Below are 12,359 nucleotides of genomic sequence, written 5' to 3'. Positions count from 1 at the left end.
TCGCCGCAGATGGTCACCGATTGGTTGGGGTCCGCCTTCGCCCTGCGGGGCCTCGGCGGGACAACCTTCGCGTGCAGCCAAGAGCGAAGGTTGGTGGACCTGACCGGGATCGAACCGGTGACCTCCTGAATGCCATTCAGGGGGAATGCCGTTTCGACCTGTTTCGGTCAGTTGCCTGCTGTTCACCGAGATTGCACAAATAAACGAGAAACAGCGGATCTCGTCTCTGGCGCTTCCGGCGCATTTCAGTTGAGCTCTCGTCAGTTGGTTACCCATTGGTTACCCACGGGTGACCCGCTGACTCGACATCGAGAGCTTTTCGGATGCCGCAATTTCATCTCACCGCGCGCTTCCTCGAGACGCTGAAGCCCACCGGCGGGCGCGTCGACTACTTCGACGCCGATGAACCCGGCCTCGTGCTTCGGCTGTCGGAGCATGGTCGCAAGACCTGGTGCTACCTCTATCGCGCGCACGGCTCCCGCCGGCTCAGACGATTGACGTTCGGGACGTATCCGGCAGTCACGCTCGCGGACGCGCGCCGCCTCGGGCTCGAGAACCGCCGCGGGGTTCAAATCAAGGGGGAGAACCCCGCTGACGTGAAGGCCGCGTGGAAGCAGATCCAGTCGTTCGGCGAGCTCGCGGCCTGGTATCTCAAGGAGTACGCCACCAAGCACAAGCGCTCGTGGAAGGAAGACCGGCGCATCCTCGACAACGCACTCCTGCCCGCGTGGCGCGACCGCAAGGCGTCCGACGTCAGCCGCGCAGAGGTGCGGACGCTCCTGAGATCGATTGCCGAGCGACCGGCCCCGGTCATGGCGAACCGCGTCCTCGCGCTCGTTTCGCGCATCTACAACAAGGCACTCGAGGAGGACATCCCGGGGATCGTGGCAAACCCTGCGCTGCGGCTGCCGAAACCAGGCGGCGACGAGCAAGGGAGGGAGCGTGTGCTGTCGGGCGCCGAGATCCGAGAACTGTGGGCGGTGCTCGAGGAGATCACGCGGCTGAAGCGCAGGAGCAACGACGACGATGACGTTGCGGCGATCAGCCCGATGATCGCGCGCGGCCTGCAGGTGCTGCTGCTCACGGGCCAGCGGCCAGGCGAAGTGTTCAGGATGCGATGGGCCGACCTGGACCTCGCCGCGAAGTGGTGGACCTTGTCCGAGTCGGCGACCAAGAACCGCGTCACGCACCGGGTGCCGCTGACCGACCGCGTGGTGGCTTTGCTCGAGGAGGCCAGGGGCGACGCGCCGAAGGAATCGCCCTGGGTGTTCGCCGGCATCAAGGGCGGGTCGGTCGCGCTGCGCGCTGTGAAGGCCGGGGCCGAGCTGAAGCGAGCCACGAAGCAATCCGGTGAGAACCTGCTGTCGTTCTCGTTTCACCGACACGACCTGCGCCGCACATGCGCCACGAACATGGCGATGGCCGGGATTCCGCGAACGACCATCTCGCGGGTCCTCAACCACGTCGATCGCGGCGCCAGGGCCACCTTGGTCTATCAACGATACGAGTTCGACGCGGAGAAGCGTGTGGCCCTGGACGCGTGGGACCGGTGGCTCGCGCACATCCTGGAACCGTCCTCTGTGCGCGTCCTCGCGTTTGCGCGAGAGTGAGGACGGCGTTCTACGGATCCACTCGCGTAAAGTATCGCAAAGTGTTACTTTCCAAACATGAAACCGGAAGGACGGGCCACCAAAGCTCGGCAGTACGTTGACAGCCTCGCTGCCTCGGGGCGGTACCTCTTCGGGCTCGCCGACGCCCAGAAGGCCCTGAGTGTTTCACAGGCGGCCGCGAAGCTGGCACTGCTCCGACTCTCGAAGCAGGGGATCATCGCGACCCCGGCAAGGGGCTTCTACGCGGTGGTGCCGCCCGAATACCGCTCGATTCGATGCCTTCCTGCTGACCAGTTCATCCCGGCGCTGATGAGGGCACTCGGCCTCAACTACTACGCCGGGCTGTTGACGGCTGCCCAGTACCACGGCGCCGCGCATCAACGTCCGCAGGCCTTTCAAGTGCTGCTCGAGCGCCCGCGGCTACCGATTGCATGCGGCAATGTGCGAGTGGTGTTCGTCACGCGCAAGCGGCTCTCCGAGGTTCCCATCCAGAGCATCAATACTCCTCGCGGCACCGTGTTGGCGTCGACGCCGGAAGCGACCGCCGTCGATCTCGTCGGCTACCCGCATCGGGCCGGCGGACTCGATAACGTGGGCACCGTGCTGTCGGAGCTCGCCGGCAAGCTCGATCCCGAGAAGCTCGCCGCGGCCGCGGCGACTGCACCCATACCCTGGGCGCAGCGTCTGGGCTATCTGCTCGAACTGGTCGGGGCGAGCGAGAAGACCACGGGGCTCAAGGACCGGGTCCGCGAACGCGCGCGCGAATCCGTTCCACTCCTGGTGAACGCACCACGTCCTTCCGGTCGCCGCCACGTTCCTCGAAGCGAAGGCTGGAAGCTCTACATCAACACGCGGGTGGAACCCGAGCTGTGATCCCGCACGACTATGTCACCGAGTGGCGGGCCCACGCACCTTGGATCGAGGACTTCCAGGTCGAGCAGGACCTCGTCATCAGCCGCGCGCTGGTCGAGATCTTCTCGAACGCGGTGCTGAGGTCAGCCCTGGCGTTTCGGGGTGGGACGGCGCTCTACAAGCTTCACCTGCGGCCGCCGGCCCGCTACTCGGAGGACATCGACCTGGTGCAGGTGAGGCCGGAACCCGCGGGACCGATGATGGACGCGCTCCGCGCCACCCTCGACCCCTGGCTCGGGAAGCCAAAGTGGAAGCAGGGCGAGGGCCGCGTGACCTTCACCTACCGGTTCCAATCCGAGGACGTTCCGCCGGTCCCGCTGAAGCTCGAGGTCGAGACGAATACCCGCGAGCACTTCGCGGTGTTTGGCTTCACGCACGCGCCGTTCGAGGTGTCGTCGCGGTGGTTCGGGGGGCGTTGCGAGGTCCAGACCTACGAGTTGGATGAACTTCTCGCGACCAAGTTGCGCGCGCTCTACCAGCGGAAGGCCGGGCGGGACCTGTTCGATCTGGCGACGGCCCTCGGCGACCGCCGAGTGGATCCTGAGCGAGTGGTACGCGCGTTCCAGGTCTACATGGAACACGAAGAGCATTCCATCACGCGCGCCCTCGTCGAGGAGAACCTCGAGCAGAAGATGCAGGACGCCGCGTTCCTCACCGACATCAGCCCGCTCCTTTCGTCCGGGTACTCGTGGGACCCGGAGGCCGAAGCGCCGGTCGTGTCGTCGCGCCTCATTGCCCGACTGCCTGGCGATCCGTGGAAGGGAGAGGGCTGAGGAAATCCCTCCGATCGTCCTCCGCGCAGTCCCGCCGGTGGACGATGCCGGCGCCGTGGACGGCCGGCGCACACGTGAACGGCCGCCCACCGCCCCCAACGGAAATGAAATGTATTCGTAGTCCTGTCCGAGGATTGCGGGTTTGAAGTCTGCTCCTCCTTCGCACAGGATGACCAGATACTTGCCCAGCGCCTTGGCCGTCGCACATTCCGACAGGAGCCATGCCGTGTCACCGGATGTAATGAGGCAAATGAGGCTGACGCCGCGTCGCATGGCCGAATTCCGTTGGGGCGTCGGCGGCGGGAGGTTCGAGCTCGAACGGCGGCCGCCAGCGATGGCCGTCCGATCCCCCGACGGGCTCGCTCGGCGTCCGTGTCAACGGCTTCGACCGCTGCCTGGGGTTACTACTGGCCGGCGGAGCCAACCGTCACCCGCCACGCGCCTCGCCCCTTAGTCGCCGCCAGCAGCTTCTTGTCCGGGGCAATCAGGAGCTTCACCACGGTGGTCAGCGGGAAGCCGTCGTTGTAGGGCTGCCAGTGAAACATGCCGGCGCCCGCCGGCCTCCAGCGCCAGACACCCCGCTCCGTCCCCACGTACGCGGCGTTCGCGTCGTAGGGATCACCGACGATCACGCGCGGCGTGAGGTTCTCCGGAAACGCGGCAGTGATGTCCTGCGCCTTGGAGTTGACGTAGTTCGACGAGTCGAGGTCGATGTAGTAGACACGCTGATCCGTGCAATTCACGCAGTACGACATATCGAACGTCGCAAACAACCTGTTCGGGTTCACCGGCGACACGGCGAGGCTCAACACGCTCTGACCCAACGGGTGGGTGAACACCGCACTGGTGATCCCCGTGCCCTTGTTGAAATGGAGGATTGAGCCCTTGTGCGTGCCGATAATCCATGCATAGGTCGTGGGGTGCACGATGACCGTGCTCACGGCGCCGGTCCAGTAGTTGAGCCCCTCGAAGGTCTTGCCCCCGTCCGTCGTGTACAGCAGGCCGTTCCCGTCCTTTCCGAGCGCAATCACTCCGTCGGCCACGGCCGGGTTCAGGTCCATCGTGATGTACCCCTTGTTCCCGTAGTTCTCCCACAATTCGTGGAACTTGTTGGCCGTCCATTTCAGGCCCCCATCCGGTGACCGGACCGTAGAGCTCAGCGACTGATGCTGCGCGTACATGATGCTGTCGTTGAACGGATTGATCAGCGAATACATCCCGTCCCCTCCCCAGGCCTCCTTCCACGTCGAGTCGCCGTCGAAGAGCACCGTGCCTGTATCCTGGGTGCCGCCGAGGATCAGGTCGGGGTTGGTGCGCGATACGTCGAAATCGTAGAACTCGGTGACGCGCAGATTGTCGTTCCGATTGATGCAGTCGTCCCCGGCCTCCCCGTACTTTCTGCCGGTCAGCGCCGCCTGCTTGGGCGTCGTCTGGATGCTGCAGACGAAGATGCCCTGGTCGCCCAGGGAGTAGTAGTACTTGTCCTGGTTGACGGGGTCGGGGTGGAAGACAAGCGCCTTGATGTCCGCACCCGCCCGTTGCTTGACGCCGTAGCCCGACACCATGTAGGTGCCGCCCTGCGGAACGATCACGGGGGACGTCAAGGGGTAGTAGTTCACGAATTGGTAGAGATCGGCCCCCCCGAAGTAAATCACTTCGGGCAGGTACGTGCCCGTCGCGGGTTTCGGGGCCACCCGGATGTAGGGGTTGTAAGCGGGACGCTTGTAGCCGTCGTCGGCCAGGTCATACGTGGCATAGGCCTTGATTACCGCCCAGTCGTTCCCGCCGTTGTTGCTGCGGTAAATGGCGAAGTCCACTCCGGATTGCGGCATGGTGATTCCCGCATAGAGCATCCCGGGATACAGCGGGTGGATGTCGAGGGTCGCCCGCATCTCCTTGGTGATCGAAGGCAGCCCCGCGGTGAGCTTGGTCCAGCTGTGGGTGCCAGGGGTCGTTTCCACCATGGCGTTCTCGCCGATCTCCGTGCGGTAGATCCCGTTCCCGGCCATGCTGGCATAGAGGATCGAACTGTTGGAGGGATGAACGGCCAGGTCGCTGACCGTGCCCAGCTTGATGACGTCCCAGTCCAATGGGCCGCTCGACGGGGCAAGCGGGTTTCCGCTCTTGTAGCGGATCACGCCGCGCTGACACGTGGCGTAGAGCAGCACCTGCCCCGAGGCGGTCTGGCGGACCACGATCTTCCCCGTCTCTGGGGCGATGCCCACGTCGGCGAAATTCGACCAGGTGGCGCCGCTGTCGACGGACTTGAACATGCCGTGCGTGCCACCCGCATACACGATGGCGGGATCGTGCGGATCCACCGCCACCGCGGCGATCATCATCGATGAGAGCTTGTCGCCCACCGGGAACCAGCTGCCACCGCCGTCCGTCGTCTTCCAGACGCCGGCACCGGCCGGAACACTCGCGTCATTGCCCACGCCCGCGGCATACGCGGTCTTGTAGGGAGACCGGGGGTCGAACGTGATGGCGTTCATCCGCCCTGCGACGCCATTGTCGAGAATGCGGGGGCCGATGGAGACCCATTTGTCCTGCAGGGGATCCTCGTAGAGGAGCGTGAAGCCGGCTACGGTCACCACCCAGCTCTTCAACTGCGCGAGGGCGGGATCGATGATGCCACCAATGTCGGACACCAGAGGAAAGGTCTTGACTGTGAAGAGATGCTCGCCGGGGACGAGGACGCCTGTCTGCACCTGGAAGACCGCTTCGGATCCCGGCGCCAGATACTCGATGTAGTTGTTGGGCTGCGCGGAGACCCACTGACCATCGAGGTAGAAAGACAGGGGTACGTTTCCGATCGTGGCGAAGCTCGGGTTGCGCACCTTCACCGTGAGCGGTGTGCCGGGCGACGGTGAGGCATCAGGCCCGACGAACTCGAGCGCCGGCGCGGGCGGGTTCTCTCCGGACACCCGCGCGACGGCCGTTCGTGTGTTGTTCTCCCTGCTGCGGTCGTACCCGTCGGGCAGGATCTCGGCGCGCACCTGGTGTGGCCCTGAACCCGCCGCCTGCCACGTTGCCGTGAACCCGGCGCCCTCGCCTCCTGTCAGGGGCGCCACCGGCACGCGCTGAACCTCCAGGCCGTCGATCGAGAAGACCAGCGTGGCCGTCGACGCAACCCCTCTCCCGGTATTCGCCACGGTCGCGCTCAGCGTGACGACATCGCCGGGGTTCGATCGTTCGGGGGCGATCAACAGGCCCGTCACCGCAAGTTCCGGCATTCGCCATCCGGGAACCTCCTCGAAGAAGGGAACGGCCACGTCGATGCTCGCGATGCCGGACAGCAGTCTCCTCAGCGTGCCTTTGTAGGCGACCGACACCCGGTATCTCAGGATGGTCGGCGCCGGCTGATTGACCTCGACCTGCGTGGTGAAGATGTTGTCGCCGGCCAGGGCGTCCCCATGCGTCTGGTCGTCGTACATCCGGCCCGGAGTGCCGATGGGCTTGCCGGCCGAATCGTATTGGACGAGGTTGACGCTGGCCGCAAGGAGGTTCGGATCGGCTGCGACCTGGGCACTGATGGTCACCAGGACCGGGGCGCCGGTGGGGACGCTGGACGGGTTGGCCCTGACCCAGTCAATCCGCTGCACCGCCCACGCCGGCTGGGAGAAGAGCACGCCGGCCACTGCGCCGAGCAGGGCCACGACGAGTCTGTTCCGTCGAGCAACTGCGGAATGGTCCACGAGGTCCTCCTCCTGAGCAGGAATGAATAGACAGGAACGCTCCGGCCGCGGGCTTCTCGCCACCTGCCGGCCGCGCCATGCGCGCGCGAAGGCGTGCGGACCTCCGAGATCGGCGAGGCGCTCAGCCCCGCCGCACGAAACGCCGGCGGCACGCGCCGAAAACTCCGAGTGCCAGCAGCGAGAGCGTGCCGGGTTCAGGAACGGGAACCGGTTCGTCCCAGTAGGTGACGTCGTCGAGGGCGAAGGAACTGCCTTCTTCGGATCCCACAATCATGACGCTGGAGATTCCGCCGGAATCGACCAGCAGAGCCAGACCTTCGTTGGGCCAGCCACACTTCGGAACGACCCCGACCCAGTTCTCCGAACACTGGGACGTCACGCTACCTAGCGGATTGTCGGACGAATCGAACGCCGTCACGGTCACTTTGGCGGAGTAGGTGAAGTACCCGGCGAACCCGAAGACCGGGGTGGCGAACGCAATCCCAATGAAGTCGCCTGCGATCCAGAGTTTCCCGTCTTCCCCGTCCACAAAGACGCCGCTGGTGACGACATTGTCGCCCGAGTGCGGCGGGTAGTTCTCCTCGTTGAGGGAAAAGCCCGCCGTGAGGACGGTGGCGTTGTCAAACGTCAGCCCGTGAGAGAAGCTATAGAAGTCCGAGACCGCGACGCCGTCCGTCAGGCCATTGTCTTCGAAGTTGATCACAATGGGCCCCGCGAGCAGCACCGACGGCGTGAGGAACACGGCAACGAACAGAACGAGCGCGCGATGGATGGTCTTCAACATCTGCGTCCTCGATGGCCCGCCCACGGTGGCGGCTGATGTGCCGGTTTTGAACAGGGCCTCGAGCCCCTCGCTGCCTGTCCCCCCTTCCGGGCGAGATGAGCAACTTGGACGTGGGATCAAGACAGGCTAAGATACCGACAAGGCAGCGACGCGTCTTGACGAAGTCGTGATTTTTTCGTGATGGCGCGAGGCGAACACGATGTCGCCTGAGGAAGCCTCTTATCGCTTCGCCGGATTCCTACTGGATGTCCAGGAACGCCGCCTGACCGGGCCGGGGCCGGCGTCCTACCTTCCCCCGCGCACGTTCGACACTCTCCTCTGCCTGCTGCTGCACGCCGGCAGCCTCGTCACCAAGGAGCAGTTGCTTTCGGCCGTCTGGAAGGACGCCGCGGTGACCGACAATGCCATGACCCGCTGCATCCGGGAGATCCGGATCGCGCTCGGCGACGACGCCCACGAGCCGCGGTTCATCGAGACGGTTCCCCGCATCGGCTACCGTTTCATTGCCCCGGTGGAGAGACTGGCCTCCAGGGAAGGCCTCGTTTCCGGACCAGCGACGGCGCCCGACGTCGGCGGAGTGCGCGACGACGTGTCCGGACGCCCAGCGCCCGCGCCCGTACGATTCTGGAGCCAGGCCTGGCGGCGCCGCGGCCTGAAGCTGGCGCCCTTCGGCCTCCTCCTGCTCTTCGTCCTCGGGAGCACGTCCTACCTGTCGTTCCAGCCGAACCGCGTGCCGACGTTCGGTCCCAGAGACTTCATCCTGATCACCGACGCCCTCAACGAGACCGGCGAAGCGATCTTCGACCGGTCGCTGTCCACGGCGTTCACCGTCAGCATGGAGCAGTCCCGTTTCGCCAATGTCTTCTCCCGGTCGCGCGCCGCCTCCACCCTGGCGCGCATGGGTAAGGCACCGGCCACGCGCATCGACGAAGTCGTCGGCCGCGAGATCTGCCGCCGGGAGAGCATCCGTGGGTTGGTCTCGCTGGGGATCCAGAAGGTGGCGCGGCAGTATGCCTTGACGGCCCGACTCATCGACCCGCACAGTGGTGAGCCGGTGCGGTCAGCCGTGGCGTACGCCCCCGATCAGGCCCATGTGCTCGACGCGCTCCAGTCGCTGGCGACGGATGTCCGCCGCAGCCTCGGCGAGTCGCTGGCCGCCATCCGTTCGAGCAACCGGCCGCTGCTCCAGGTCACGACTCCTTCGATCAAGGCGCTCGAGGCGTATTCGAACGGCATGGCGCTGTGGGAGAAGGGGGAGTACCGCCCGGCCCTACGGCTGTACGAGACCGCGGTCGCCGACGATCCGGAGTTTGCCAAGGCGTACGCCGCGCTGGGCTCCGCCTACTACAGCCATGTGTTCTCGGACCCCGTGAAGGGGCGCCAGTACTACGAGAGAGCGCTGGCGCTGGCCGATCGCACGACCGACCGCGAACGGATGTCGATCCAGATCGACTACCAACACGACCTGGGCCACGTCCAGGCGGCGTCCGACCAGTACAGGGTCTACCTGCAGGCGTACCCGGACGATTTCCATCTGCGTTACAACTACGGCATCTTCCTGCGGGAGAACAACCGCCCGCGAGAGGCCATCATCCAGTACCAGGAAACCATCCGTCTCGCGCCGGGGTTTGCCGGGGGTTTCGTGAACCTGGCCACCGCTTTTCGGGATCTGAGTCAGCCCGTGGAGGCGCTGGCAAACTACGGTCGGGCGTTTGCGCTCGAGCCGCGCTGGCTCACGACCGGCAATCTCAACCACGAGTACGGGTTCGCGCTCGTGATGGCCGGCGAGGCGGACCGGGCCAGGCTGGTGTTCGAAGAAGGGCTGGCGGCAGGAATCAAACCCCAGGCACTGCGTTCACTCGCGCTACTCGAGCTGTACCTCGGCCGGCCAGGTCGGGCCCGGATCAGACTGGACCAGGCGATTGCCCTCAACGTCTCAGAGGCGAACGGGCTTAGCGAGGCGAGAAACCGGCTGTTTCTGTCGATGGTGCTCGACGCGCGCGCGAACCGGGCCGGGGCGCTCCGGGAACTGGGCGGTGCTGCCCAGGCGCTGGCAAGATCTGGAAATGCCTCGTGGATGTGCTCGCGGGTCGGCGTGGCCTTCGTCCGTGCCGGAGCGATCGGGCGGGCGGAGGAGATGCTGGCGCGCGTCCGCGCCGGTTCCGACACGGCAAACCCGCAGCAGAAGAGCGACCTCCATCGACTCGAGGGCGAGTTGGCGTGGGCCCTGGGCGACAGGGACACCGCCATGGCGCGGCTGCGGCTGGCCGAGGACGAGTACCAGAGCGCCTTCACGGTCGGCAGCCTCGCTCGCGCGTCACGCCTTGCGGGCGACGTCACCGCCGCCATCGCACTCTACGAAAGGCTGGTCGGTATGCCGGGGCTGTGTCTGGGTTTCGAGCCACAGCAGGATTGGTCGGAGGCCCATCTGTGGCTGGCACGGCTGCTGGTGTCTGCCGGCGACCGCGAGAAGGCAGCCGCGGTCCTCGCGGCGTTCCAGCCGATTCTGTCGGGGGCCGAACCCGATGCGCCGCTCGCCCGCGGCGTTTCGCGGCTGGCCGCTGACCTACAGGCCCTCCAGCGCCGGTGACGAACGGGCGAAGCAGCGGCTCTGCCCCGAGTGGCGCCGGCCCATGCGGGCGTTCGATCGGGCCCGTCTGCAGCCGCCGGAGCCGCACGCGAACGCCTGGCACCCTGCAACGCCGATCCGCCGGAGACGTAGACCGAATTACAGGGCACCGCGAACCGGCGTATCATGGCCCCGCCCCAGAGGTCCCGCACCGTCCCCGGTCCATGGATGGAAGGAGTGCGAGCATGCGCACCGCCTGTTGAAGCCTGCTGGTCGTGGCCCTTGCCGCAGTCGTGACGCTGCCCGCCGCCGGCCAGCCGAGGGCCAGGTCACTCGAGAGCAACACGTTCTTCCAGATGGAGTCGGTCTCGAATCCGCAGATCTCGCCTGACGGCGGTCAGGTGGTCTTCTCGCGGGGGTTCGTCGACATCATGAAGGACCAGTCCTCCTCGAACCTATGGGTCATCGACGTGAAGGGGGAGCGACTGCGGCAGCTGACCGAGGGCACATGGCGCGACTCGTCGCCGGCCTGGTCGCCCGACGGCAAGCGCATCGCCTTTCTGTCGGACCGTTCGGGGTCGACCCAGATCCACGTCATGTGGGCGGACAGGCGCGAGACGCTGCAGCTCACGCGCGTCGAACGGGCGCCTGGCGGCCTCGAGTGGTCGCCCGACGGGAAGGCGCTCCTCTTCACGACGAGCATTCCCGACGAGACACCGGTGCTGCCCGTGAAGCTGCCGCCGATGCCGCGAGGCGCGCAGCTCGCCAAGGGCGCCGTCCTCGTCGATCGCCGCGTGCTCAAGTCGTCGCCGACCACCTGCATCCTCGTCGACGAGGCGTATCACGAGTACGTCGAGGACCCGGCGTACCGGACGGCGCTGCCGCTCGCGCTCGAGAATCCGCAAGTGGTGGTGGCGCGCACGTTCTCGAAGGTCTACGGCCTGGCGGGGCTCCGCGTGGGCTACGCCGTCGGGCACGCCGATACGCTGAAGGCCATGGGCCGCTTCAGGATTGCCAACAACATCAACGTGCTGGCCGCGGCGGCTGCCATCGCCGGGCTGCCGCAGGACGCGCACGTGGCGCGCCAGGTGGCGCTCAACCGGGCAGCGCGCGAGTTCTGGGGGCGCGCCTGCGATGACGATCGCCTGTCGGATGACGTTCGGTCCTTCTGTGCCGCCCACGCCGCCACCCTTGCCGACTGAACTCACGCGTCAGCAGATGGCGAGGACCTGGACCTCGTTGGTGTGGGGGGCGATTGCGACCTCCGGTGATCCAGACGACCGCGTGGGCGAGGGCAGCGGCGTGACGCCGGCTACTTCGCGAGCAGGCCGGCCAGCTGCTTCCAGTCGAGCTGCCGGAAGATGGTGACGATCGCCATGCAGTCGCCCGCGCTCTCGCGAAGGCCGGGATGCTCGTCCAGGTCGTAGTCGCACTCGCGCAGGTGCGACGTGGAGATGACCTGCATGGCGGTGCGCGGCAGCTTCGGGTCGAACAGCGCGGGGTTCTCGTGCATGACGCGCGCGCACCCGCGCCATCGTCGCCGGGACGAATGGCGCGACACCCGGTCGGGTGAGGATCACGGCGCCGCCGTACACGGGGAAGCCGCCGAGCTCGCCGCGGACGGCGGGCTCGGCGAAGAGGTCCGCGTCCGCTTCCCGCCAGAGCTCCTTGCCGATCTTCGGCACGCTGTTGGCGTGGATGCGGAGGCCATGCCCTTCTTCGCCCATCGCGATCCGAACGTAGACTGGCGACCTCGTGGTCCGATAACGTCCGTTCGGTTAACTTGGCGCAGACCGCCCTAATGCTTCCTATCGGCAACCGGTTTCAGGATAGGCAGCGCATCGAGAAACCCGAATCAGTCGGAAACGGAGTGAATGACCGAGGCAGGGCTGTCGCCGCAGATGGTCACCGATTGGTTGGGGTCCGCCTTCGCCCTGCGGGGCCTCGGCGGGACAACCTTCGCGTGCAGCCAAGAGCGAAGGTTGGTGGACCTGACCGGGATCGAACCGGTGA

Annotated in this window: 8 protein-coding genes; 5 read left to right on the top strand and 3 right to left on the bottom strand. The window is 66.2% G+C overall.

Features of this window, described 5'->3' with window-relative positions:
* Positions 1-323 precede the first annotated feature (323 nt).
* The 3 genes from VGK32_18955 to VGK32_18945 are packed head-to-tail and all read left to right on the top strand — an operon-like array spanning position 324 to position 3,295.
* Entirely contained in the window at positions 324-1,610 is a 1,287-nt protein-coding gene (locus VGK32_18955) for a tyrosine-type recombinase/integrase (protein ID HEY3383847.1), read from the top strand.
* A 57-nt stretch (positions 1,611-1,667) separates the two neighbouring features.
* Positions 1,668-2,483, top strand: a complete 816-nt coding sequence (locus VGK32_18950; protein ID HEY3383846.1) for a type IV toxin-antitoxin system AbiEi family antitoxin — start codon at positions 1,668-1,670, stop codon at positions 2,481-2,483.
* Positions 2,480-3,295 carry a nucleotidyl transferase AbiEii/AbiGii toxin family protein gene (locus VGK32_18945; GenBank protein ID HEY3383845.1) on the top strand — a complete coding sequence of 272 codons (816 nt, stop codon included), beginning with the start codon at positions 2,480-2,482 and terminating at the stop codon, positions 3,293-3,295. The genes VGK32_18950 and VGK32_18945 overlap by 4 nt, the downstream gene beginning before the upstream one ends.
* A gap of 404 nt (positions 3,296-3,699) precedes the next feature.
* On the opposite strand, the gene VGK32_18940 is transcribed toward VGK32_18945, so the two are convergent.
* Both VGK32_18940 and VGK32_18935 read right to left on the bottom strand, forming a co-directional pair.
* Positions 3,700-6,993: a CARDB domain-containing protein gene (locus VGK32_18940; GenBank protein HEY3383844.1), complete on the bottom strand. Its 3,294-nt coding sequence runs from the start codon at positions 6,991-6,993 to the stop codon at positions 3,700-3,702.
* Positions 6,994-7,114: 121 nt separating this feature from the next.
* Positions 7,115-7,777, bottom strand: a complete 663-nt coding sequence (locus VGK32_18935) for a PEP-CTERM sorting domain-containing protein (GenBank protein ID HEY3383843.1) — start codon at positions 7,775-7,777, stop codon at positions 7,115-7,117.
* Between the two features lie 199 nt (positions 7,778-7,976).
* On the opposite strand from VGK32_18935, the gene VGK32_18930 reads away from it, so the two are divergent.
* Both VGK32_18930 and VGK32_18925 read left to right on the top strand, forming a co-directional pair.
* Positions 7,977-10,367, top strand: coding sequence for a winged helix-turn-helix domain-containing protein (locus tag VGK32_18930; GenBank protein ID HEY3383842.1), 2,391 nt, complete (start codon positions 7,977-7,979; stop codon positions 10,365-10,367).
* A gap of 254 nt (positions 10,368-10,621) precedes the next feature.
* The gene (locus tag VGK32_18925; protein HEY3383841.1) at positions 10,622-11,548 is read left to right on the top strand and encodes an aminotransferase class I/II-fold pyridoxal phosphate-dependent enzyme; all 927 of its coding nucleotides are present in this window, start codon (positions 10,622-10,624) and stop codon (positions 11,546-11,548) included.
* 110 nt (positions 11,549-11,658) lie between these two features.
* Here VGK32_18925 and VGK32_18920 read toward each other — a convergent pair whose 3' ends face one another.
* On the bottom strand, positions 11,659-11,859 hold the full coding sequence (locus VGK32_18920) for a hypothetical protein (protein HEY3383840.1): 201 nt from the start codon (positions 11,857-11,859) through the stop codon (positions 11,659-11,661).
* Positions 11,860-12,359 lie beyond the last annotated feature (500 nt).

The sequence above is a fragment of the Vicinamibacterales bacterium genome (assembly GCA_036504215.1).
Lineage (GTDB): Bacteria > Acidobacteriota > Vicinamibacteria > Vicinamibacterales > Fen-181 > FEN-299.
The sequence above is the reverse complement of the archived record's forward strand: the minus strand, read 5'-3'. Positions and strand labels throughout refer to the sequence as shown.

What these genes read in the sequence shown, in the direction of transcription:
- VGK32_18955 (HEY3383847.1), top strand. Translation starts at nt 324, where the DNA reads ATGCCGCAATTTCATCTCACCGCGCGCTTCCTCGAGACGCTGAAGCCC.
- VGK32_18950 (HEY3383846.1), top strand. Translation starts at nt 1,668, where the DNA reads ATGAAACCGGAAGGACGGGCCACCAAAGCTCGGCAGTACGTTGACAGC.
- VGK32_18935 (HEY3383843.1), bottom strand. Translation starts at nt 7,777, where the DNA reads ATGTTGAAGACCATCCATCGCGCGCTCGTTCTGTTCGTTGCCGTGTTC.
- VGK32_18930 (HEY3383842.1), top strand. Translation starts at nt 7,977, where the DNA reads ATGTCGCCTGAGGAAGCCTCTTATCGCTTCGCCGGATTCCTACTGGAT.
- VGK32_18920 (HEY3383840.1), bottom strand. Translation starts at nt 11,859, where the DNA reads ATGCACGAGAACCCCGCGCTGTTCGACCCGAAGCTGCCGCGCACCGCC.